The 26,241-nt window shown below is 26.9% G+C and carries 18 protein-coding genes; 13 read left to right on the top strand and 5 right to left on the bottom strand.

The features are described from left to right. The first annotated feature begins 56 nt into the window (after positions 1 to 56). The gene (locus tag R5Z65_RS02315) at positions 57 to 557 is read left to right on the top strand and encodes a pyridoxamine 5'-phosphate oxidase family protein (RefSeq protein WP_317366835.1); all 501 of its coding nucleotides are present in this window, start codon (positions 57 to 59) and stop codon (positions 555 to 557) included. A 173-nt stretch (positions 558 to 730) separates the two neighbouring features. On the opposite strand, the gene R5Z65_RS02310 is transcribed toward R5Z65_RS02315, so the two are convergent. Beyond that, a complete protein-coding gene (locus R5Z65_RS02310) occupies positions 731 to 1,726 on the bottom strand; it encodes a LacI family DNA-binding transcriptional regulator (RefSeq protein ID WP_317366832.1) in 996 nt (331 codons plus the stop codon). Positions 1,727 to 1,955: 229 nt separating this feature from the next. Here R5Z65_RS02310 and R5Z65_RS02305 point away from each other — a divergent pair, with 229 nt between their 5' ends. The 9 genes from R5Z65_RS02305 (at position 1,956) to R5Z65_RS02265 (ending at position 16,907) form a co-directional block, all read left to right on the top strand. After that, positions 1,956 to 4,220, top strand: coding sequence for a glycogen/starch/alpha-glucan phosphorylase (locus R5Z65_RS02305; RefSeq protein WP_317366831.1), 2,265 nt, complete (start codon positions 1,956 to 1,958; stop codon positions 4,218 to 4,220). Between the two features lie 12 nt (positions 4,221 to 4,232). Further along, on the top strand, positions 4,233 to 5,693 hold the full coding sequence (gene malQ, locus R5Z65_RS02300; protein WP_317366829.1) for a 4-alpha-glucanotransferase: 1,461 nt from the start codon (positions 4,233 to 4,235) through the stop codon (positions 5,691 to 5,693). An 88-nt stretch (positions 5,694 to 5,781) separates the two neighbouring features. Then, positions 5,782 to 7,776 carry a type I pullulanase gene (gene pulA / locus R5Z65_RS02295; RefSeq protein ID WP_317366827.1) on the top strand — a complete coding sequence of 665 codons (1,995 nt, stop codon included), beginning with the start codon at positions 5,782 to 5,784 and terminating at the stop codon, positions 7,774 to 7,776. Positions 7,777 to 7,911: 135 nt separating this feature from the next. After that, on the top strand, positions 7,912 to 9,627 hold the full coding sequence (locus R5Z65_RS02290; protein WP_317366825.1) for an extracellular solute-binding protein: 1,716 nt from the start codon (positions 7,912 to 7,914) through the stop codon (positions 9,625 to 9,627). A 15-nt stretch (positions 9,628 to 9,642) separates the two neighbouring features. Next, entirely contained in the window at positions 9,643 to 10,566 is a 924-nt protein-coding gene (locus tag R5Z65_RS02285) for an ABC transporter permease subunit (RefSeq protein WP_331677995.1), read from the top strand. Positions 10,567 to 10,580: 14 nt separating this feature from the next. Continuing rightward, the gene (locus R5Z65_RS02280) at positions 10,581 to 11,462 is read left to right on the top strand and encodes a carbohydrate ABC transporter permease (RefSeq protein ID WP_317366823.1); all 882 of its coding nucleotides are present in this window, start codon (positions 10,581 to 10,583) and stop codon (positions 11,460 to 11,462) included. 211 nt (positions 11,463 to 11,673) lie between these two features. Continuing rightward, positions 11,674 to 13,413, top strand: coding sequence for a glycoside hydrolase family 13 protein (locus R5Z65_RS02275; protein WP_317366821.1), 1,740 nt, complete (start codon positions 11,674 to 11,676; stop codon positions 13,411 to 13,413). Further along, entirely contained in the window at positions 13,413 to 15,350 is a 1,938-nt protein-coding gene (locus tag R5Z65_RS02270) for an amylo-alpha-1,6-glucosidase (protein WP_317366819.1), read from the top strand. The genes R5Z65_RS02275 and R5Z65_RS02270 overlap by 1 nt, the downstream gene beginning before the upstream one ends. Before the next feature lie 18 nt (positions 15,351 to 15,368). Beyond that, positions 15,369 to 16,907, top strand: coding sequence for an alpha-glucosidase (locus R5Z65_RS02265; RefSeq protein WP_317366818.1), 1,539 nt, complete (start codon positions 15,369 to 15,371; stop codon positions 16,905 to 16,907). 23 nt (positions 16,908 to 16,930) lie between these two features. On the opposite strand, the gene R5Z65_RS02260 is transcribed toward R5Z65_RS02265, so the two are convergent. Further along, on the bottom strand, positions 16,931 to 17,386 hold the full coding sequence (locus R5Z65_RS02260) for a DUF188 domain-containing protein (RefSeq protein ID WP_317366817.1): 456 nt from the start codon (positions 17,384 to 17,386) through the stop codon (positions 16,931 to 16,933). 9 nt (positions 17,387 to 17,395) lie between these two features. Beyond that, positions 17,396 to 18,106 carry a TraX family protein gene (locus R5Z65_RS02255; protein ID WP_317366816.1) on the bottom strand — a complete coding sequence of 237 codons (711 nt, stop codon included), beginning with the start codon at positions 18,104 to 18,106 and terminating at the stop codon, positions 17,396 to 17,398. A 124-nt stretch (positions 18,107 to 18,230) separates the two neighbouring features. On the opposite strand from R5Z65_RS02255, the gene R5Z65_RS02250 reads away from it, so the two are divergent. Next, a complete protein-coding gene (locus R5Z65_RS02250; RefSeq protein ID WP_317366815.1) occupies positions 18,231 to 21,704 on the top strand; it encodes a S8 family peptidase in 3,474 nt (1,157 codons plus the stop codon). 3 nt (positions 21,705 to 21,707) lie between these two features. Here R5Z65_RS02250 and R5Z65_RS02245 read toward each other — a convergent pair whose 3' ends face one another. After that, a complete protein-coding gene (locus R5Z65_RS02245; protein WP_317366814.1) occupies positions 21,708 to 21,896 on the bottom strand; it encodes a hypothetical protein in 189 nt (62 codons plus the stop codon). A 264-nt stretch (positions 21,897 to 22,160) separates the two neighbouring features. Here R5Z65_RS02245 and dusB point away from each other — a divergent pair, with 264 nt between their 5' ends. Further along, positions 22,161 to 23,120, top strand: a complete 960-nt coding sequence (gene dusB / locus R5Z65_RS02240) for a tRNA dihydrouridine synthase DusB (protein ID WP_317366813.1) — start codon at positions 22,161 to 22,163, stop codon at positions 23,118 to 23,120. Positions 23,121 to 23,196: 76 nt separating this feature from the next. Here the strand turns inward: dusB and R5Z65_RS02235 are convergent, their stop codons facing one another. Further along, entirely contained in the window at positions 23,197 to 24,957 is a 1,761-nt protein-coding gene (locus R5Z65_RS02235; RefSeq protein ID WP_317366812.1) for a M3 family oligoendopeptidase, read from the bottom strand. 255 nt (positions 24,958 to 25,212) lie between these two features. On the opposite strand from R5Z65_RS02235, the gene R5Z65_RS02230 reads away from it, so the two are divergent. Beyond that, a complete protein-coding gene (locus tag R5Z65_RS02230; RefSeq protein ID WP_317366811.1) occupies positions 25,213 to 26,211 on the top strand; it encodes a LacI family DNA-binding transcriptional regulator in 999 nt (332 codons plus the stop codon). The last annotated feature ends 30 nt before the right edge of the window (positions 26,212 to 26,241 follow it).

The following is a 26,241-nucleotide window of genomic DNA, read 5'->3' as shown; positions in this document are numbered from 1 at the left end:
AAGCTAAAAATAATAAACATCTATTAAAATATTTAAATAAGAAAGGAATATGAAAAATGAAAGAATTTTTAAAATCACAAAATACAACTTTTATAGCATCAGTAGATAACAATAATATGCCTCACGCAAGTTACTCACCTTATGTTATGATAGAAGACAAAATGTATATATATATTAGTAAAGTTGCAGAGCATTACCAAAATTTAGAGAATAACAAAAACATTAGCCTTATGATTGCTGAAGATGAATGTAAATCTAAAGTATTATTTGCTAGAAAAAGAATTAGCTTTAAAGGTGAAGCTACTAAAGTGTCAGATGTAGATAGTAAGGTTAAGGAAAAATTTGAAGAAATTCATACAAAAAATATGATGGATGTATTATATACAATGGATTTTGACTTTTTTGAGATAAAACTATTAGAGGGAAGATTAGTTGAAGGTTTTGGAAAAGCATATAAATTAGTATACAATAATAATGACTGGGAAAGTGAGCATATTGTTATAGACAAACCACATAATGCATCTGAAGGACATAGCTCACATAATCCACATAAATAAAATTTATAGTGTAAGTTTATAGGGGAAAAAGGTTAGTAATTATATAAAACTATAAGATTATATATAAAAGTTAGGTATATAAATTAATATAAAAAATTATATCATATTAGTTAAAAAATAATATCAATAAAGTAGAAAATTTTATATCTACATTGTTGATATTATTTTTTATATTAATTTATTTTTTTAGTAGATTCTCTTTTCACAAGATTTGGTCTAAGGGTAGTTTTATTTATAAAAACATTACGCATAATACCCTCTAAAGATATATATGCACATTTACCTATTTCCAATCTATTTTGTTTAATTGTTGTTATTTTTGGATTAGATTTTTTACAAATATCAATATCATCAAATCCTATTATACTAATATCATTTGGTACTTTTATACCTAGCTCTTCACAGGCTTTTATTGCCCCATATGCCATAACATCACTACCACATAGTATGGCAGTTGGATTATGTTTTAATATTTTTGGTATAGTATATTTTGCAGAATCTATAGTATAGTATCCAAAACTAATAAGATTTTCATTAACTGGTAAATTGTGTGAGCTCATAGCTTTAAAAAATGCTTCATATCTTTCATTAGCAACCATAGAATCTAAAAATGCACTAAAAAAACCTATTTTAGAATGTCCTAATTTTTTTAAATATTCTATGGATATATCAAAAGCTTCTATATTGTCTGTACCGACATATCCAACATTAAAATTTCTAGAAATATAGTTATCTAGTAAAACAGTTGGCGTTTTTGTTTTTTGTAAATTTTTAAGCCATAAATCATTTAAAGCAAATCCTACAAAAAATGCACCATTATATCCTTTAGATAACATATATTTATCATAGTCATTTTCTTTTTGAAAATCTGGAGTAACTTCTTCTATAAATACTTTCCAGTTATCACGAATAGCGTGTCTTTTAAATCCTAAAATAATATCATAACCAAAGTCATTTTTAGATTTATATTCCATATTGGTAATAAAAATGCAAAGTTTTTTATTGTCCTCATTTAACATTTTTTTAGGTTTATATCCCATTTCTATAGCTGTATCTAGTATTAATTGAGTAAGCTCATAGCTTATATCAGATGCACCATTTAGACCTTTTGATACTGTACCTACAGATATATTTAATTTTTCAGCTATATCTTTTATTTTTACGACCATCTATAATGACCTCCTATAAATAAAATATAGTTTATTATAATACTATATATCATAAATGAAGTTTAGTCAATTAATGATATTATTAACGATGTTAAATTTATATAAAAAAATATATATAGTTATGTTTAAAATAATGAAAATAATATAAAACAAAAAAATATATAGACAATATAAAATAAAAATAGTATAATTAACAAAACGAAAATTTACGAAAAAAAGGAGCGAGATTATGGTTTTAGAAAAATTGAAAAATATAGTTTTCTATAAATATGATAAGCAGATAGCAGACTGTACAAATGAAGAACTTTATTACTCTATACTAGATTTAGTAAAAAAAGAATCTAGCAAAAAAGAAATAATAAAAAATAATAAAAAAGTTTACTATGTATCAGCAGAATTTTTAATAGGTAAATTGTTATCAAATAATCTTATTAACTTAGGAATATATGAAGAAATAAAAACTATCTTAAAAGATAACGGTAAAGTTTTATCAGAAATAGAAGAAATAGAACCAGAACCATCTTTAGGCAATGGGGGACTTGGCCGTCTTGCAGCTTGCTTTTTAGATTCTATTGCAAGTATTGGGCTTAGTGGAGATGGAATAGGCTTAAAATATCACTTTGGTTTATTTAAGCAAAAATTTGAAAATAACCTTCAAAAAGAATATAAAAATGATTGGATAGAAGAAGAAAGTTGGCTTGAAAAGACAGATGTAACTTTTAATATAAATTTTGGAGATAGAAAAGTTAAATCCAGAATGTACGATATAGATGTTATTGGATATGAACAAGGAACTAATAAATTACATTTATTTGACATAGAAACAATAGACGAGAGTATAGTTTTAGACGGTATAAACTTTGATAAAGAAGATATAGAAAAAAACCTTACATTATTTTTATATCCAGATGATAGCGATGAAGCAGGCCATTTATTAAGAATTTTCCAACAATACTTTATGGTAAGTAGTGGTGCTCAATATATTTTACAAGAAGAAAAGAAAAAAGGAAATAAAATAGAAGATTTATACAAAAATGTTACTATACAAATAAACGATACACACCCTACTTTAATTATACCAGAGCTTATATACTTATTAACACAAGAAGGTATTAGATTAAAACAAGCAATAGAAATAGTATCTAAAACTTGTGCTTATACAAACCATACAATTTTAGCAGAAGCATTAGAAAAATGGCCTTCTAAATATCTATATAAAGTAGTTCCACATCTTATGCCTATCATTGAAAGTTTAGATATGATTGTTCGTGAAAAATTTGGTGATGAAAAAGTTTATATTATAGATAAAGATGAAAGAGTGCATATGGCACATATAGATATACATTTTGGATATAGTGTAAATGGTGTTGCAAAGTTACACACAGAAATTTTAAAAGACTCTGAGCTTAATCATTTTTACAAAATATATCCAGAAAAATTTAATAATAAAACTAATGGTATAACATTTAGAAGATGGCTATTACATTGTAATAATGAGTTATCTAACTACATTACATCTTTAATAGGTGATGAGTATAAAAAAGATGCTACAAAATTAGAAAATTTATTAAAATTTATTGATGATAAAGAAGTTATAAATAAAATAGGTGAAATAAAATCTATTAAGAAAAAACAACTAAAAGATTATATTAAGGCTACTCAAAATATTGATATAGACGAAAACTCTATATTTGATATACAAATTAAAAGATTACACGAATATAAAAGACAACAAATGAATGCTTTATATATTGTATATAAATATTTAGAAATTAAAAAAGGAAATTTGCCTAAAAAACCTATAACATTTATTTTTGGAGCAAAAGCAGCACCAGCTTATGTAATTGCTAAAGATATAATACATTTCTTATTATGTATGCAAGAAATAGTAGAAAAAGATGCAGAAGTATCTAAACATATGAAAATTGTGTTTATAGAAAATTATAATGTTTCTAAAGCAGAAAAGCTTATACCTGCTTGTGATATATCAGAGCAAATTTCTCTTGCTAGTAAAGAAGCTAGTGGTACTGGTAATATGAAATTTATGTTAAATGGTGCAATTACTTTAGGTACTTTAGATGGTGCAAATGTGGAAATATCTGAACTTGTTGGAGAAGAAAATATTTATCTTTTTGGGGAAAAATCTGAACAAGTTATAGAGCACTACGAAAAAATGGACTATGTATCTAAAAAATATTATGAAGAAAGTCCTATAATTAAAGAAGTGGTAGACTTTATTTTAAATGAAAAAGTTTTAGAAGTAGGGCAAAAAGAAAACTTAGAAAGATTATATAACGAATTATTAAATAAAGACTGGTTTATGACTTTATTAGATTTAGAAGATTATATTAAAGTAAAAGATAAAGCATTAGAAGACTATTTAGATAGAGATAAATGGTTAAGAAGTGCTCTAATAAATATTTCTAAAGCGGGATTTTTCTCATCAGATAGAACAATAGAAGAATACAACAACGATATTTGGAAATTAAGATAATAGGGAGGATATATGAGCAGAAAAGCAGGAATATTAATGCCTATATTTTCTTTGCCAAGTAACCATTATATAGGCGATTTTGGTAAAGAGGCATACAAATTTATAGATATTATAAAACAAGCAAAATTTAAAATTTGGCAAATATTACCACTTAATCCTGTTGGTTATGGTAATTCCCCTTATCAACCTTATTCATCTTATGCTGGCGAAGAAATATATATTTCTATAGACAAGCTTAAGGATTTAGGGCTTATTAAAGAAATAGAAGATATAAAATATGAAAAAGAGATAGCCGACTATGAAAAGGCAAGAAGTTTTAAATTAAAATATTTTAAAGAAGCTTTTAATACTATGAAAGAAAAAAATATATTAAAAGATGAATTTGAAAATTTTAAAAAAGAAAACTTTTGGGTAAATACCTATGCAACATTTATAACATTAAAGAAAAAAAATGATTTAAAATGTTGGTTGGAATGGGATAAAGAAGATAAGTGTTGGATAGATGACAAAAAAGAAATTACAAACTTGAAAGACTGTATAGAATATGAAATGTTTGTTCAATTTTTATTTTATAAACAATGGTTTGAGCTTAAAAGATATGCTAATGAAAAGGGTATAGAAATTTTAGGCGATATACCTATATATGTAGGGATAGATTCTGTTGATGTATGGGAAAATAAAGAGAACTTCTTATTAGATGAGGAAGGAAACCCTACATTTATAGCAGGTGTACCACCAGATTATTTTAGTAAAACTGGACAAAGATGGGGCAATCCTATATATGACTGGGACTATCTAAAAAACAATGATTTTAAGTTTTGGTTAGATAGGCTTAGCTGGAGTAAAAAAATATACGATATAATAAGGATAGACCATTTTAGAGCTTTTGATACTTATTGGAAAATACCATCTAGCTGTGATACGGCAATAGAGGGAGAATGGATAGAAGCTCCAGGATATGCTCTTTTTGATAAAATATATGAGGTAATGCCAGATATAAAAATTGTTGCAGAAGATTTGGGAGATTTAAGACCACAAGTGTTAGAGCTTAGGGACCATTATAAGTTAAGTGGTATGAAAATATTACAATTTGAGCTAGACCCTAACGAAACTAACAATGACTTTAAAGAAACAGAAAGAACTATTATGTATACAGGCACACACGATAACCAAACATTAAAAGGTGCTTACAACAACTATAGTGATAAAGAAAAGCAAAATATAAATAAAATGTTTGATAAATATGAAGGTGATAACATTTTAGATAAGATGATTTATAGATGTTTTGATAGTGTATCCAACCTTGTAGTTATTCCTACTCAAGATATATTAAATATAGGTGATGAGGCAAGGATTAATACTCCGTCTACAATAGGTAGTCCTAACTGGGAATGGAAATTAAACACATACGAAGTATTTATAGATAAAATAGCAAAATACGGCAACTGGATAATAAAAACAAATAGAGCTTAAAGTTATTAAAGAGAGAATATGAAAGATAAGTATTCTCTCTTTTAACTATAAAAATAAGTATAAGATATTTATAGCAAGGAGATTAAATATGAATATAAAAGATAAAAAAACACCTTTAGAATGGAAAAAAATATTTACATCTAATGAATTTGAAGAAAAATACAAATATTTAGAAAATGATTTAGGCTATAAATATAGAAAAGAAGAAACTATATTTAAAGTATGGGCACCTACTGCAAAAATGGTTACAATAAATATATACACTAAAGGTAGTGACCGAGAAGAAGGTAGCAAAAAAATAAATAGCTTTAATATGAAAGAAAATGAACAAGGTATATGGAGTATAGCAATAAAAGAGGATTTAAAAGATTTATATTATACATATACAATAAATGCTAATGGAGAAACAAATGAAACAAATGATATAAATGCTAAAGCTTGCGGTGTTAATGGAAAAAGGAGTATGATTATAGATTTAAAAGATACTAACCCTAAAGATTGGGAAAATGATACAAGACCAAATATACCTATAGAAGAAAGAGTTATTTATGAGCTTCATATTAGAGATTTTTCTTATGATGAAAATAGTGGAATAGATGATAAATATAGAGGGAAATATTTAGCATTTACTCAAAAAGGAACAACTTTAAAAGAAGATAAAAATTATAAAACAGGTATAGACTATATAAAAGATTTAGGTATTACATATGTACATTTACTACCTTTTTATGATTTTGGCTCAATAGATGAAACTAGTAATGAAGATGATTTTAACTGGGGATACGACCCTGTAAATTACAATGTACCAGAAGGTAGCTATTCTACAAATGCATACGATGGCAAGGTACGGATAAAAGAGGCTAAGGAAATGATAAAATCACTTCATAATGAAGGTATAGGAGTTATTATGGACGTAGTTTATAACCATACATTTAGCAGAGATAGTAGCTTTAATAAAACTGTACCATATTATTATTATAGAATAAATGATAATGGAGATTACTCTAATGGTTCTGCCTGTGGCAATGAAACAGCAAGTGATAATATTATGTATAGAAAATATATGATAGATTCTATCTTATACTGGGCTAAAGAATATCATATAGATGGCTTTAGGTTTGATTTAATGGGAGTACACGATGTTGAAACAATGAACGAAATAAGAAGTGCTTTAGATAAGGAGTTTGGAAAAGGAAAAATTTTAATATATGGTGAGCCTTGGTTTGCATCAGATGTATCTATGAGAAAGGATAGTTTGCCAGCAGTTAAAGAGAATTTAAATAAATTAGATGAAAACATTAGTGCCTTTTGTGATGTTATTAGAGATTTGGTAAAAGGTGATGTTTTTATAGAAAAAAACTGTGGTTTTGTAAATGGTAACGATGAATTTTCATTAAAGCTTAAAGACTATTTATATAAAGTATGGAACAATATAGAGATAGAATATTTTACTGCAAAAGCTCCTAAACAGTTTATAAATTATGTTTCTGCACACGATAATTTAACTCTTTGGGATAAGTTAATAATAACTAATAATAAAGAGCCTAATTTTAAAATATATGATGAAGATATAATAAAACAAAATAAATTATCAGCCGGTATAGTTTTTACTACTTGTGGCATACCATTTTTTCAGGCAGGAGAAGAATTTGCAAGGACTAAAGAAGGAGATGAAAATAGCTATAAATCATCTTCAAGGTTAAATGCACTAGATTGGAATATAAGTAAAGAATATATCCATTTAGTAAATTATTATAAAGAGCTTATAAAAATAAGAAAATCATTACCTGTTTTATGTAATCCAGATAAAAATTATGTAAAAAAAGTTGATATTTTAAATGAAAAAGGGTTAATCATAATAAATATAGAAAAAGAAGATAATTGTAAACAAAAATATAATGAAGTATGTATTATGTACAATCAAAGTAACAACTATCAAGAATATATATTAAAAGATAATGAATGGAAAATTTTGTTTAGTAATAAGGAAGATAAAGTAAATAATAATAAATTAAATATAAGTGATAAAAGCATTTGTATTTTAGGAAGTATAAATAAAGATAAAATTTTATCAAAAAAATAGACAAAAATACTATAAAAAAAATATATATAATTCACAAAATAAAAAATATATATAAAATGTATAGACAAAATGTAATTTAATAGTGTATAATTACCAATATACCGAAAATTAACGAAAAAATGGAGGTCGTTTTATATGAAAAGAAGAATTATGGCTATCTTACTTGCTTTAACTCTTTTACCAACATCTTTAGCTGGTTGTGGGTCTAAGGGAAAAGTAAATGAAGAAGAATTGAAATCTAAAATAGAAGCTAAGATGGAAGACCCTGCTTGGAAGGAAGCTATGACAACACCTTATGGTGCTTATCCAGAAACTGTAACTTATACATTAGGAAGAACATCTCATAATTATGACGCATTAAAAGGTACACCATATGAAGGTGACAATGATACTAACAACGCTTGGACTAGATACATTAATAAAAAAATAAATGCTCAAAATGAAAACATCTTTGAAGCAAATACTGGCGAAGACTATGACCAAAAGGTTTCTATGGCAATAGTTAGTAATGAAATACCAGATATAATGGCTGTTAGTGATTATGAAACTTTAAAGCAATTATATGAAAATGACTTAATAGCAGATTTAACAGAAAGCTACGAAAATACTGCTAGTGATTTAATAAAAGAAATTTATAACTCTTATGGTGGTAGAATTTTTGAAAAAGCTACATTTGATGGTAAGCTTATGGCATTACCAACAACAGAAATATCTCACGGTCCTGGTATATTATGGATTAGAAAAGACTGGTTAGATAAATTAGGCCTTGAACTTCCAAAAACTTTAGAAGATTTGGAAAATGTTTTACAACAATTTAAAGATAAAGACCCAGGTGGAAATGGAGTTGGTAAAACAGAAGGACTTGTTGTTGCACCAGAGGTTGCAGGTAAAACGGGTGGACCTTATCAAGTTAATAACATATTTGCATATTTTGGTGCATACCCTTCCCAATGGTTAGATGATGGCTCTGGCAATGCATTTTATGGTTCTATACAACCAGAGATGAAAGAAGGTCTTGCTGTTTTAGCAGATTGGTACAAAAAAGGGCTAATAGATAAACAAATGGCTGTTAGAACTGATGATGATAGAAAAGCTATCCTTACAAGTGGAAAAAGTGGAGCATTTTTTGGCAACTGGTGGGGTGGTTGGGAAGTTAATGAATCAACTTCATTAAACCCAGAAGCAAAATGGGTTCCTTGTATATCACCTTTTGATAAAAATGGTCAACTTAAAATGTTTGCAGGTAACCCTAATAGCAGTTATCTTGTTGTTAGAAAAGGCTTTGAACACCCAGAGCTAATATGGAAACTTGCTAGCATACAGTATGATTTATCAAATTATGATGAAAACAAAGAAGATTTAAAAGAGCTTAATGATTACAAAAAGCTTAATGTAGATGGTTCTGTTTTAGCTACAAATATAGACTATTATGATGGACTTATTAAATTAGGAACAAAAATAAAAGAAGCTTTAGATACAAATGATACATCTAAACTTAACAGAACAGATTTAGTTTTATATGAAGGTTGTAAAGCATATGAGGATAACTTAAAAAATCAAAGCGGAATAACACCAGCTGATTGGGCTCACTATATGTCTTTAGTAGAAGCTCCTAGCACTGTAGCAAAAGCTAACATTAAAGAGATTACTCCTATTTTCTATGGAAATACTCCTAGTATGTCTTTAAAATGGCCAGCTCTTAGCAAATTAGAACAAGAAATGTATTTAAAAATAATAACAGGAGAAAAACCTGTAGACTATTTTGATGAATTTGTAGAAACTTGGAAAAAAACTGGTGGAGATGAAATAACAGCAGAAGTAAATCAAGCTATTGCAGAAAAAAACAAATAATAGGGAGGCCGATATATGAGTAGAACTAGAAAGCATAAAAAAAATACCATAAGAAACAAACGTGACCAAATAGACTTAAATTTAATGCTTGCTCCTAGTATGATTTTTCTTATAATATTCTCTTTTATACCAATGTTTGGTATAGTTATGGCTTTTCAAAATTATATGCCTGCAAAAGGTATTTTAGGTTCGCAATGGGTAGGTCTTCAAAACTTTAAATTTATGTTCCAAATGCCAGATAGTAAACAAATATTTATGAATACTATAATAATAGCATTTTGGAAAATTGTTGTAGGTACAATAGTAACTATTTTATTTGCACTTCTTTTAAACGAAGTGCGAATAAAATGGGCTAAAAAAAGTATACAAACAATAGTATATTTACCTAACTTTTTATCTTGGGTTATATTAGCAACAGTTGTTGTAAACGTATTTGCTTATGATGGCCCTATAAATGATTTTTTAGAAAAACTAGGACTAGATAGAATTTTATTTTTAGCTAGTAATGATTGGTTTAGACCAATGCTTGTTGCAACAGATGTTTGGAAAGGCTTTGGGTATGGAGCTATTATATATTTAGCATCATTATCTGGTATAGACCCAGGACTTTATGAGGCAGCAGCAATAGATGGTGCAAATAGGTTTAAAAGAGTTTTACACATTACATTACCAGGTATATTACCAACTATTATGCTTGTAACTATAATGAACTTACCTAATATTTTAAATGCAGGTTTTGACCAAATATTTAACTTATACAACCCACTTGTTATGGAAACATCGGATATTATAGATACTTATGTTTATAGAGTTGGTTTGGTACAAAGACAGTATAGTCTTGGTACAGCAGTTGGACTTATGCGTTCTATTGTAGGTATAATATTAATATTATCTGCTAATAAGCTTGCGCAAAAAGTTACAGATTATAGAATATTTTAAAGGAGGGAATAACGGTGGTAGAAAAAAGAACACTATCAGGTTTAATAGCAGATGCTATAATTTGGATTATACTTATATTATTAACTATTTCTTGCCTTTTACCTCTTTTAAATATGGTGGCAATATCATTTAGTGATAATGCATCAGCAACAGCTAATATTGTGGGCATTATCCCTAAAAATTTTAATGTTAGCTCATATGCTAAGATAATGGAGGAAACACAGTTTTGGCGTTCTTTTATGATTTCTGTTTTAAGAGTTGTGTTAGGATTAGCAATAAATATGACATTATTAATTTTAACTGCTTATCCATTGTCTAAAAGCCCTAAAATGTTTTATGCTCAAAAATTTTATATGAGAGTGGTATTATTTGCAATGTTATTTTCAGGTGGATTAATACCTACATTTATGGTTGTTAATGGGCTAAATTTAACAAATACTATATGGGCATTAATATTACCAGGAGCAGTTCCAATAGGTAATGTAATATTATTAATGAATGCTTTTAGAGGTGTACCAAAATCTTTAGAAGAAGCAGCTATGATGGACGGGGCATCTCAATGGACAATATTATTAAAAGTATTTTTACCAGTTGTAAAGCCAACACTTGCAGCTGTAATATTATTTACTATTGTAGGCCATTGGAACGATTATTTTTCAGCTTTGGTTTACATAACAAAAACATCAAACTATCCTTTACAAACTTATATACAACAGCTTAACGTTGATGTTACAAAAATAACTGACCCAGAAAAGTTAAAAGAATTAGCAGAGATTTCTAGCCGTACACTAGATTCGGCAAAAATAGTAATTTCAACATTACCATTACTTTTAATATACCCTTTTATGCAAAAGTATTTTGTAACAGGTATAGTTGTAGGTTCGGTTAAAGAATAGTAAAATAAATAATACAAAAAATGGCAAGGTTTAGTTCTGTTTAAATTTATATAAAATAAGATTTTTAAGGGCTTTAGCCATTGTTTTAAAATTGGATTTTTATATAGTTTACTTAAAAAGATAAAATTTTTCTTTTAAAAGATTGTAGACTTTGTATACAGACTCAAGGGAGATTTTATCTCCCTTTAATTTATGTAGAAGAGGTGTAATAATGAATTTTGGAGCAATAATACATAGAACATCAGATAACTTTTGTTATCCTTTAGATAAAGATACTATACAAATAACTTTAAAAACGGGATATGATGTAGAGAAAGTTAGCATTATACACGGAGATCCATTTTTAGGAGGTATATTAGGTGGCGACTGGAAATGGAGTGGACAAAAAGTAGAAATAACTGAAAAAGTGGAACTAGATTATCATATAGTATGGAAAATAAAAGTAAAACCAGAATATAAAAGGCTTAAATACTATTTTGAGTTAGTTTCTAAAGACGAAACAGTTTATTTTTATGAAGATGGATTTTTTTACGAAGAAAAAAAATATAATGAGCAATCTTTTATTAAACCTTGGTTAAATCCTACTGATGTAAAAGAAATACCAGAATGGGTAAATAATACCATATGGTATCAAATTTTTCCAGATAGATTTTTTAATGGAGATAGTAGTATAAATCCAACAGGAACATTAAAATGGGCAAGCAAAAAACCAAAAAATGAAGATATATATGGTGGAGATTTAAGAGGAATTATAAAAAAATTAGATTATCTAAAAGATTTGGGTATAAACGGTATATATTTAACACCTATATTTAAAGCAAGCTCTATCCATAAATATGATACAATAGATTATTATGAAATAGATGAAATATTTGGAGATAAAGAAACTTTTAAAGAACTTGTACAAAAAGCACACGATAAAGGTATAAAAATAATGCTAGATGGGGTATTTAACCATTGTGGTAAAGAGTTTCCTTATTGGCAAGATGTATTAAAAAATGGAGAAAAATCTAAATATTTTAACTGGTTTATGGTTAATAAATGGCCAATAGATGAAAATAAAAAAGGGACAGAAGATAAAAGCTTTTATTCTTTTGCATTTACATCTAATATGCCAAAATTAAATACTAATAATCAAGAAGTGGTAGACTATATTTTGGATATTTGTGAATATTGGATAAAAGAATTTGATATAGATGGCTGGCGATTAGATGTTGCTAATGAAATATCTCATTATTTATGTAAAGAAATAAGAAAAAGGGTAAAAAGTATTAAGCCTAATGTGTACATATTAGGAGAAATATGGCACGATGCAATAGAATGGCTTAGGGGAGATGAATTTGACTCTGTTATGAACTATCCATTACAAACAACTATAACATCTTTTTGGAATAATAAAAATATGACAAATGTTGAATTTATGTATAAAGTAAATAGATGTTATAATGTGTATATGGAGCAAACTAACAAAGTTTTATTTAATCTTTTAGATTCTCACGATACTGATAGGTTAATACATAGAACAAAAGATGAAGATATATTTTGGCAACAGTTAGCTATATTATTTACATTAGTTGGTAGCCCTTGTATATTTTATGGTACAGAAATAGTATTAGAGGGTGCTCACGACCCAGATTGTAGAGCTTGTATGCCTTGGGATAAAATAGAGCAGGGTATATATGATGAAAAAATCGAAAAAATGAAGAAATTAATAGACCTTAGAAAAAATACAGAAGCATTTAAAAATAACAATATAAAATTTATAAATGATAGCCACAATACTAGACTTATAAAATATTGCAAAGAAGATGATAAGCAAAAAATAATAGTTACAATAAATGCTAGTGATAAAGAGGTTAAAGTGCACTACAAAGAGGTTATTTTTTCTAATTTATTAAATGAAAGTACGTTACAACCAAAAGGAGTTTTAATAGAGAGGATAGAAAAATAATGATTAAATTTAGCTATGGGTCAAATAATTTTAAAAATAAAAAAATAGCACAAGAAAATTGCTACCTACTTACAAATGGTCTAGGTGGATATAGTACATTATCTATAATTAATTCTATTATAAGAAATGATAATGGGGTATTTGTTGTAGCAACAATTGCTCCTAATATTAGATATACATTGATTGGAAAATTAGAAGAAATAGTTACAATTAATGGAAAACAATACGAGCTTACATCTCAAGAATATGTTCAACATACCAAAAATAAAGATGGAGAAAAATACTTAGTTAATTTTAGCCAAAAATATTTACCAGTTTGGCATTATATAGTAGATGGAGTAGAAATTATAAAATCTGTTGTGTTAGCATATGGAGAAAATACTTTAGGTGTAAAATATGAAATAATAAATCATCTTAATAAAAAAGTTAGCTTAGAGGTTACACCAGCATTACAATTTTGTAATAAAGGGGAAATAATGGACTATAACCAACCATTTAATATTTACAATAATAAAATTAGTGCTAACAATATTGATATGAACGTTATTTGTAACAGTTGGGATATAAATATTTTTAATTCTATACAGTATGAAAATGATATTTATTATAGCTATGATGCTAAAGATGGTAGAGAATCTGTTGGAAGATTTGCAAAAGGTATAAGCTATATTTATGATTTTGATAATAACAATATCGCTTATTTACAGTTTACTTTAACAAATGAGCAAAAGGACACACAATCTATTTTTGATAATGAAATAAAAAGGCAAAAAGATTTAATAGAAAAGTGTGGCTTAGAAGATGATATTGCTAAAGTATTGGTTAGAGCAACAGACCAATTTATATGTAGGAGAGAGTCTACGGACAGTTTAACAATTATGGCAGGGTATCCCTTTTTTGCAGATTGGGGCAGAGATACAATGTATGCACTAGAGGGGTGCTGTATAACTACAAAAAGGTATGAAGATGCTAAAGATATATTTAGAACGTTTATAAAATATTTAAAAAATGGGATTATGCCTAACCTTTTTCCAGAAGGTGGTAATGACCCACTTTATAATACAGTAGATGCTTCTTTATTATTTATACAAGGTGTATATACCTACTATAAAGCTACAAAAGATATAAAATTTATAGAAGAAGCTTTTGAGCCTATGGTGTCTGTCTTAGAAAACTATATGAATGGTACAGACTATGATATAAAAATGGATACAGATTATTTGATAAAGGCAGGCAGTGGTTATAACCAATTAACGTGGATGGATGTTAGATTTGACACTGAGCTTCCAACACCACGCCACGGAAAACCTGTTGAAATAAATGCTTTTTGGTATAGCTCTTTAAAAATAGTTAATGAATTTGGTAAATTATTAAATAAAGATACTAAAAAATATGAAGAATTATCAGAAAAAGTTAAAAAATCTTTTAATGAAAAGTTTTGGAACGAAAAAGAAAATTGCTTAAAAGATGTAGTTTCTGGTGAGGATTATGACTATCAAGTAAGATGTAATCAAATATGGGCTGTTTCTTGTGAATTTTCCCCAATAGATACTGAAAAGGCTAAAATGGTTGTAGATAAGGTATTTGATAAGCTATATACACCTTATGGTCTTAGAAGCTTATCTCCAGATGATGTACAGTTTGTTCCAGAATATAGTGGAAAACATTATAAAAGGGATATGTCTTATCATCAAGGTACTGTTTGGACATTTCCTTTAGGGTCATACTTTAGAGCATATTTAAAAGTAAATAATTATAGTAATACTGCTAAAGAAGTAGTTAAAAAGCAACTTTCATTTTTTGAAGATGCTTTAAGAGAAGGTTGCGTTGGACAAGTTGCAGAAATATATGACGGTCTTTTACCAAATGAAAGTAGAGGGTGTTTTGCACAGGCTTGGAGCGTTTCTGAAATACTAAAAATATATGATGAATTATAGGATATAAAAGGTGATTTTATGAGAGATTTAGAAAATAAAGTTATATATCAAATTTATCCAAAAAGTTTTAAAGATACAACAGGTAATGGATATGGAGATATAAATGGTATAATAGAAAAACTTGATTATATACAAGACTTGGGTGTAGACTATATATGGTTAAGCCCTTGTTGTAAATCTCCACAAAATGATAATGGTTATGATATATCAGATTATATGCAAATAGATGAACTTTTTGGTACTAATGAAGACTACGAAAGGCTTATAAAAGAAGCTAAAAAGAGGAATATAAAAATTATGATGGATTTAGTGTTAAATCATACATCTAGTGAGCATATATGGTTTAAAAAGGCTTTACAGAAAGATAGTAGATATTATGATTACTACATTTGGAGAGATGAGCCTAATGATATTAATTCTATGTTTGGTGGAAGTGCTTGGGCTTATAGTGAAGAAGTAGGGAAGTACTATTTTAGGCTTTTTGATAAAACACAACCAGATTTAAACTGGGAAAACGAAAATGTTAGAAAAGACTTATATGAAATGATTAATTATTGGATAGGAAAAGGTGTAGAAGGTTTTAGGCTTGATGTTATAGATTTAATAGGTAAAGAGCCAGATAAAATGATAACGGGAAAAGGACCTAAATTTTATGAATACCTAAAAGAGCTTAACAATAACACTTTTAAAGATAAAATATTAACAGTAGGAGAATGTTGGTGTTCTACTATTGATGAAAGCTACAAAATGTGTAATAAAGATGGACTTACACAAGCATTTCATTTTACTCACCAATGTTTAACACACACATATGGAGATAAATGGAACCAATCTAAAATTAATTTATACAAGCTTTGTGATTGCATAAATAAATGGGAAAATGAGTACACAGGTATAGAGGCTATTGTTATGAACAATCACGATTTGCCAAGGCTTATTTCTTTATGGCTTAATGATAATGAATATAGAAAAGAAAGTGCTAAGCTTTTAATAACTTTGTTTGGGTTATTAAAGGGTAATTTATATATTTATCAGGGAGAAGAAATAGGTATGACTAATGCATATTTTAATAGCATTGATAAATATAGAGATGTAGAAACACTAAATAAATATAATGAGCTTAAAGAAAAAGGGTTATCAGAAGATAGCATTATGGAAATTATTAAGCTTGTGTCAAGAGATAATGCAAGGATACCTATGCAATGGGACGATACTAAAAATGCTGGTTTTTCAGATGTAGCCCCTTGGATAGATGTAAATGATAATTATAATAAAATAAATGTTAAAAAAGATATAAATAGCGAAGATAGTGTATTTAACTATTATAAAAATATAATTAAATTTAGAAAAGAAAATTATGAAAAAATAGAAAAAAAAGCTACTTTTAATACAGATGGTAAAATTATTTCTATGGAGAAAGAAGATTTTATAGTATATGCTAATTTTACAAATGAAAATATAGAAATACCATTAGGAAATGATATTTTATTTAAAAATTACGAAAATACAAAAAATAATTTATTAAGACCTTTTGAAACTATAGTAGTAAAAAAATAACAAAAAAAATAACACTTTATATATTATAAGGTGTTATTTTTTATACTTTTTAAAAGATTTTGAAATGATTTAATAAAGTTTTCATCTTGGTTTTTAGTGCGTTTTTTTATTTTAAAATCACTTTTGCCAGCTTTTCTCAATTTTTTACCTATATGACTTCTAAGTAAAAGCTCATCTATATTATCGTTTGTATAAACATAACCATTTTGATTAATAACAAAGCAACTTTTTGATAAACACATAGCAGCTAGAGAATAGTCTTGTGTTATTATAACATCATTTTTTATACATTTATTTAATATTAAAAAATCGGCACTATTTAATCCTTTATCTGCAATTATATAAGAAATATTGTCATTTTCAAAATTAAAAATATGTGATGTATCGGATACAACCATTATTTTTAAATTGTTTTTTAAAGCTATATTAATAGCTATATTTGTTACAGGGCAACCATCTGCATCTATTATTAATTTCATAAAAATCTCCTATAATATAAATAATTTTATAATACAAAGTATAAAAAGATGTAATGGATATAAAAGATAAAAAAGATATTTTATATTTTTACCTTTTTTTCCATTATAATAAAATATAATAAAAAATGGAATAATTGTAAATAAGTATAACCCTAAAGAGTTTGTTATGTATGTATTTGATAGGTACATATTAGTATTAAATTTTGAGTAAAGTATGCTAGATATATTGTTTAAATATTTAAGATTAACCCATATAATACCATATGTTAAATAGTTATATTTATTTTTTGAAAAGTAGAAAATGTATATTAACAAAACACCTAATATATCATAATCTGTCTTAAAAATATATGATAAAGATATGCCTAAAAATAAACACAAGTATTTTATTGTAATAGTATTTATTTTATTATAAAAATATATGGATATACTTGCCAAAAATAAAGTGTAAACAGTATTTGTATTATAAAATAAATTTATACTAGTATTAAAGCATATGTCGTAAAATAGCTCAGATATTAAAGCAAGTATAAAAAGGTCTTTTACATAATTTTTTATATTAGAAGTATTTTTAAGCCCTTCGGATATTAAAAAGGCATATATAGGAAAAGCTAACCTACCTATAAACCTGATATAAAAATGATTTGGAAATATAACACTTCCTATATGGTCTATAAACATTGTTATTAATGCAATTATTTTTAAATTAAAGCTTGTCATAAAACCCCCTAAAAGTATTTTAATATTAAAATTATAATTTAATTTTTGCTAAAGTTCAACCCAATTTAGTATAAATTTATAATTTTGGCATATATTGAATTATAATTTTTTAAGGTGGTAAAATATGCCTAAATTTAATGATTTTAAATTAGATAGTCAATTAAAAACAGCACTTAGCATACCTGATAATATATTAGAAAAAAGTAATATAAAAGCAGGGTATAATATACAAAATAATATATGGGAAGTTATAGTAAAATATAATAATAATTTAAAAATTATAGAAGATGAAATGAATGTAGATATAGAAATATTATCATCAAATTATGCAATAATTACATTAAAAAAAGAACAGATATTTCTTTTAACTTTATATAGAGAGATAGAATATATAGAAAAACCAAGAAGTTTATCTATTGTTTTAGATAATGCTAAAAATAGTACTTGTAGTGAGCAAGTTCCAATATCTACAGATAGTTTAACAGGAGAGGGAACATTAGTAGCTATTATAGATTCTGGTATAAACTATACACATAAAGACTTTAGAAATGAAGATGGCACTACTAGGATAGAATACATATGGGACCAAACTTTACAAGATGGAAATCCACCAAAGGGTTTTTCTTCTGGAACTTTATATACTAGAGAAGAAATAAACAAGGCATTATTATCTAAAGAGCCTTTTTCTATTGTAAAAACAAATGATACTATAGGGCACGGAACAGCAGTTGCAGGCATAGCCTGTGGTAATGGTGTATCATCTAACCAAAAATATAGAGGAATAGCACCTAAAAGCGATATAATAGTTGTAAAGTTAGGAGAAAGAGGACGAGAGTCCTTTGCAAGAAATACAGAAATAATGCGTGCTATAAAGTTTGTTTTAGATAGTGCCATAGAGCTAAATAAACCTGTGGCTATAAATATATCTTTTGGTACAAATGATGGCTCTCATACAGGGACATCTTTATTTGAAACATATATAAATGATATGTCTAATATATGGAAAACATCTATAGTAGTGGCAACAGGTAACGAAGGCTCAACATCACATCACTACACAAATGTTATAAAAACAGGAGAAACTATTGAAGTAGAAATATCATTAGATACTAATTTATCTTCATTATATATAGTTTTATTTAAAAACTTTGTAGATGAATTTAATGTAAATATAATAGCACCTAACGGTGTAGAAACAGGATTTATTAATAATACAATATCAAGTAATATATTTAATTTAGGCTATGCAAATTTATACTTTAATTTAGGTGAGCCTGCCCCATATAGTATAGAGCAAGGATTATTTTTTGAAATTATATCTACAGAAGGAAACTTGCCAAATGGTATATGGAAAATAGTTATTTCTGGTATAAATATAGTAGAAGGTACTTTTAATATATGGTTACCTATAACAGAAATATCATCTAAAAATACAAAGTTTTTAAAACCAAGTGTAGATACTACACTAACTATACCTTCTACGGCTAATAATGTTATAACAGTTGGAGGGTACAACGATTTGTTAAATTCTATATCAGATTTTTCTGGTAGGGGATATACTAGGGATAAAAGAGTAAAGCCAGATTTGGTAGCACCAAGTGAAAATATAACTACCACATCTAACTTTTTAGGGTATGATACTTTTTCAGGAACAAGTATGGCAGCACCATTTGTAACAGGTGCTTGTTCATTGTTAATGCAATGGGGAATAGTAAATAGAAATGATTTATTTTTGTATGGACAAAGGTTAAAAGCTTTTTTAAGAGTAGGAGCAAAAAGGAAAGATAGCTTAAAATATCCTAATAAAGAATGGGGATATGGAAGTTTATGTACATTAAATACATTAAATATACTAGAATTATACAAGCAAAATGATTTTTTAAAAACAATGAGTATAGAACAAAATGATAACCTAAATGATATAGTATATTCTGAAGATTATATTGTTAGAGTTACTCAATATAATAATGAAGTAAAAACTATAATAGAAAAATATCCATTTATTAGGGTATGTAAAGTTTTGACTGGCGATTTTGTTATTTTGTACATTAAAAAAGATAGTTTTAACCTTATACCACAAGAAGAAATATCTAAAATGGCTTTAAGACAGCCTTTTAATTTAGGGTTAATGGATAAATCTGCTTTAGAAAAAACAGGTGTTTTATCTATACAAAATCAACCATTTTTAAATTTAAAAGGAAGTGGTGTTTTAATAGGTATTGTAGATACTGGCATAAATTATACTTTAGATGAATTTATATATGAAGACAATACTACAAAAATAGTTAGTATATGGGACCAAACTATAAAAGGTAAGCCTCCCAAAAATTTTTGCTTTGGTGCAGAATATACAAGAAAGGATATAGATTTAGCTATATCTAGTGAAGCGCCTTTTGATATAGTACCATCTAAAGATGAAATAGGACACGGTACTAAACTAGCTAGCATATGTGCTGGTAGGGAAAATACTAAAGAAAACTTTATAGGGGTTGCACCAGATGCAGAAATAGTAGTAGTTAAGTTAAAGCAAGCCAATAAATCATTAAAAGAATATGAATTTATACCAGATAATGTACCTTCTTATAGCAGTTCAGATTTGATGCTTGGTATAGAATATTTATATGAAAAATCATTAGAATTAAACAAACCATTAGCAATATGTATTGGTATGGGGAGCAATATGTCATTTCATAATGGATTAACATTATTAGAACAATATATATCTAATATAGCTATAAAAAATAGAATTTGTGTTAGCGTATGTAATGGAAATGAAGGTAATGCAGCACATCATTCATTAATAGAATTAAAAGGTACAGGAGATGAAAAAACATTAGAATTTAAGGTGGCAGAGGGAGAAGAAGGAATAATATTAAATATTGTAACGTACCCGTCAGATAGGATAAGTGTAAATATAATATCTCCTACGGGAGAAAGCACAGGTAGAATTCCACCAAGAGATAACTATGATGAAGAAATATTATTTCCTCTTAGTAATACAAAGATAAGGGTACAGTATTACAATAAAACTTTTGAAAGTAGTGGACAAATAACTTTAATAAGATTTACAAAACCAAGCCCTGGTATTTGGAGTATAAAAGTATATGGGGAAAGAATTTTAGTAGGGAAGATACACAGTTGGCTACCTATACAAAATTTTATAAAAGAAGATACAATATTTTTAACACCCGACCCATTTTATACAGTAACATTGCCTGGTACTGCTTATTTTATTATTTCAGTAGGTGGGTATAACCATTTTGATAATAGCTTTTTTGTACAGTCTGGTAGAGGACCTGCAAGGCAGAGTATTTTAAAGCCTACTATAAGTGCTCCAGCAGTAAATGTTAGTTGTATTAATGAAAAAGGAGATTTAGATAGAATAACAGGTACTAGTGGAGCAACAGCTATATCTACAGGGTGTTCTGCTCTTATGCTAGAATGGGGAGTAGTTAAAGGAAATAGCCCAGCAATAAATACATTATCTATAACAGGGTATTTTATATCAGGAGCAGAGAAAAATGGTAATGAACTATATCCCAATAATTTATGGGGATTTGGAAAATTAAATATATTAAAAACATTTGAAAATATGTAAATATTATAAATGATTTTCTATATTATCAATATAAATTTTTATATCAGTAGTAAGAGCTTTTATATAATGAGTATCTAAACATTTTGATTTTGAAACAAATTTACAGTATAAGCATAATTTTCTAGTTAATATAGAAAGAGCGTCAATATCTTTCAATAACAATTCTTTTTGTTTTTTATATTTTATATACAAATCAATCACCTCAAATAAATTATAAACTATAAAATTATAAAAAGCAATACACTATAAGTATTAATACATTTAGTAGTACAACTAAAAATAAAGGATAAAGCCTATATCTTATTTATTTTATTATACAGTTAAGGTATTAATATACAATAAAATAAGGCTATTTTAATTAAATTTATTGTAAAATATACTTTTTTAGTTTAAAATAATATTGTATTAAAAAAATATTATTTTTATATGTTGATAAAATAGAATGGAGTTAATAAAATGAAGATAGGAAATTTTGAGCCACAAAATAATGTTTTTTTAGCACCAATGGCAGGTGTTACAGATGTTGTTTTTAGAACATTATGTAAAGAGCAAGGCTGTGGCCTTACATATTCTGAAATGGTTAGTGCAAAAGGCATTATGTATGACAATGATAATACTAAAAAATTATTAGAAATAGATAAAAGTGAAGGCAAGGTAGCTGTTCAGCTATTTGGGTCTGACCCTGATGTTTTGTCAGATATGGCTAAAAAACTTGATAGTAATGAAGATATAGGATTTTTTGACATTAATATGGGTTGTCCTGCACCTAAAATAGTAAAAAATGGTGATGGCTCTGCTCTTATGAAAAATCCTAAGCTTATAGGTAAAATAGTAAAGGCTGTTTCCTCTAGTACAAGCAAACCTTTGACTATTAAAATAAGAAAAGGATATGACGATGACTGTGTAAATGCCGTAGAGATAGCAAAAATAGTAGAAGAAAATGGTGGAGCTGGCCTTGCTATACACGGTAGAACAAGAGAACAGTTTTATTCTGGTAATGCCGATTGGGATATAATAAAAAAAGTTAAAGAAAATGTTAGCATACCTATAATAGGTAATGGTGATATAACTAGTCCAGAAAAAGCTAAAGAGATATTAGAGTATACAGGTTGCGATGCTATAATGATAGGTAGAGAGGCACAAGGTAACCCTTGGATATTTAAAAGAGTTGTACATTATTTAAAAACAGGTGAAATAATATCAAATCCTTCAATAAATGAAAAAATAGATGTAGCTATTAAACATTTGCATATGCTCATACAATGTAAAGGCGAATACATTGCTATAAGAGAAATGAGAAAGCATTTAGGTTGGTATATAAAAGGTATGCCAAAAAGCTCAGAGATGCGAGTTATAATAAATGGTGTAGAAAAGCCTGAAAAAATGGAAGAACTTCTACTTAGTATGAAACAATAGTAATTATATAATCGTAACCTTAATTGTAATAAGTTAAAAAAGCCCCATATATGGGGCTTTTTTAACTATTAAATTATTATAATTGTATTTTGCAATATTTTTCTATATCTTTAATTATTAAATTTAGGCTAGATAACCAAAAGTCTTTATTTTTTAAATCTACACCAATAAATTTACCAACATCATATAAACTAGATTTACCAGTTATACTAAGCATACTATCATATTTTTTAATAAAGTTATCTTTATCATTTAAATATAAAGAAAATAACCCTTTGGAAAACAATACACCATAAGCATAAGGGAAATTATAGTAGTTAGTATCTCCATAGTAGTAATGAGGTTTACAAACCCACATATATTTATGTAAAAAATTATGGTCAAGGCCATTTCCATATGCTTGTTTTTGAGCATTTTCCATTATATCACAAAGCTCATCTTTAGATACAAAACCATTTATACGTCTTTTAAATACTTCATCTTCAAATAAAAATCTACTGTATATATCTACTATACATTGTAAAGTACCAGATAAGTCATTTTCTAATATAGTAAGTTTCTCATCGTTATCAGTACTATTTTCTAAAGCAGATTTAACTAATATATGTTCGCAAAATGTAGAGGCAGTTTCTGCAATAGGCATAGAATAGCTAGTGTTTAAGTCTTTTTCATTGTTTAAACATAGGTTGTGATAGCCGTGTCCTAGCTCGTGTCCTAATGTAAGTATACTATCTAAAGAATTGGAAAAGTTTAATAATATTCGGCTTTCTTTTATACTTTGTATACTGTAACAAAAAGCACCTCCAACTTTACCTTTTCTAGAATATACATCTATCCAGTTGTTATCAAAAGCTTTTTTAGCAAAACAACCTAATTTTTCACTAAATTTAGAAAAATTATCGTATACAAACTGTTTTGCTTCATCATATGTATATTGTTTTGTATTGTTAGATATAGGAGCAAATAAATCGTAAAAAGGTAACCCATTTTTATGACCTAGTAATTGTGCTTTTTTAATAAAATATTTTTGTAATTTAGGCAAACTTTCTTTTATTGCACTAAACATAGCATCAAAAACTTCTTTATCTAGCCTAGAATCTTTTAAAGTCATTTCTAATGGAGAGCTATATCCTCTAAAATTGCAAGTTTCTATAACTTCTCCTTTAATACCATTTATAGAAAAAGCAGCAGGTAAATCTATTTTTTCATAGGATTTAAGCTCAGCATAGTAAGCATTTTTTCTTATATTAGCATCTTTATCGTATGCTAAGTTTCTTACCTCTGGTAAAGTTAAAATAGTATCATTATAGGATACAGCTAATGTTGATGTTATTTGTTGCCATTGTTTTGTCCACATATTAGAGCCATTTAAAGCCATTTTAGATATAATATATTCTTTTTCATTATCTAATAGCTTATCGGCTTTATCTTTAGATTCTTTTAGTACGAAAGCATATTCTTTTAATATGTTAGAGCTATTTATTATACTATCTAAGTTGTTTACATCTTTTAAAAATAAAGTAAGATGATTTTCTATTTGTTTAACATCTACTAATATTTTTTCTATCTTAGATATTAAGCTTAAAAGGTCGGCATTTGTAGTGTTTACTTTTAAGCTAAGATGAACATATCCTATAATAGTGTCAAAAGCACTTAAATTATTTAGTTTTTCTGTATATAGCTCCAACTTTTCTTTAACACTATCTACATTATTAAAGTTATTGTTACACCATTTTAGAAAATCTAAAACAGTTGTTTCAAAATTGTTTAAATCACTTATAAATTTTTCACTTTTATAGCTTGTATATAAATTGTCTAAGTTCCAATTAACTTCCATAAAACATCTTCCTTTCTCTTACAAATATATTTATAAAATATATCATATATAAAAAATATAGTCAACATTTTACATATATTAATAAGACATAATAAAAATGTAAATAAAACTAAAAATATATTATTGTATTTCTACAATATTTAATTTAAAATATAAAAAAATATTTTTAAAAATTAATAAAATTTAAATAAATATATTGACTTTTTTTAGCTAAATTTGTTATAATTTAAATCAGTTGTTAGGGAGGTGATATTTGTGAGTAAAAGTGTTAAAATGAAAGATATTGCAGAAAGATTAGGAGTTAGTATAGTAACAGTTTCTAAGGCTTTGTCTAATAAACAAGGGGTTAGTGATGAGCTAAGGGCAAAAATAAAAGAAATAGCAATAGATATGGGCTACAAATCTATTGCTAATAGTAAAAACGAAGACTATACTTACAATATAGGTGTAATAGTTGCTCAAAAATATATGGACGTAGAAAACTCATTTTATTTTACTATATACAATAACATAGTAAAGCATCTATCCAATTATAATTATTATGCAATTTTAGAGGTAATAGATAAAGAAAAAGAAATTGAAAATATTGTAACTAACATAATTTTAGATAAAAGAATAGACGGCATAATAATACTAGGGCAAATGGAAGAAAGTTATACAAAAACTATCTGTAAACAAAATATGCCTGTTATATTTTTAGATTTTTATGATAGACATTTTTTGGTAGATTCTGTTATTGGAGATAATATATATAGTGCATATGCTATAACAAATTATCTTATAGAAAATGGGCATAAACATATAGGATATGTAGGTAATATACATTCTAACAGAAGTATACTAGATAGATACTTAGGCTATTCTAAGGCTCTTCTAGAAAATGGAATAGAGATAAATAAAGACTTTATAATAGATGATAGGGACACTAATGGTGCTTTTTATGAATTTAAGTTACCGTCAAATTTACCAACAGCATTTGTTTGTAACAGTGATAAAACAGCCTATTATTTTGTACAATATTTAAATAAAATAGGGTTAAGCGTTCCTAATGATATATCTATAGTAGGGTTTGATAATGATATACACGCAAGGATATGCAATCCTCCAATAACTACTGTTCAAATAGATATTGACAAAATGGCAAAAAAATGCATTAGTAACATTATAAAAAAAATAAAAAATCCATTGTCAAAAGCAGACAATAGCATAATACCAGGAAATATAGTTATAAGACAATCTGTAAAGGGAGTATAAAAATAGAGCTAAAGATAAAATCTTTAGCTC

The organism is uncultured Tyzzerella sp., assembly GCF_963558545.1.
Lineage (GTDB): Bacteria > Bacillota > Clostridia > Lachnospirales > CAG-274 > Tyzzerella.
The sequence above is the reverse complement of the archived record's forward strand: the minus strand, read 5'-3'. Positions and strand labels throughout refer to the sequence as shown.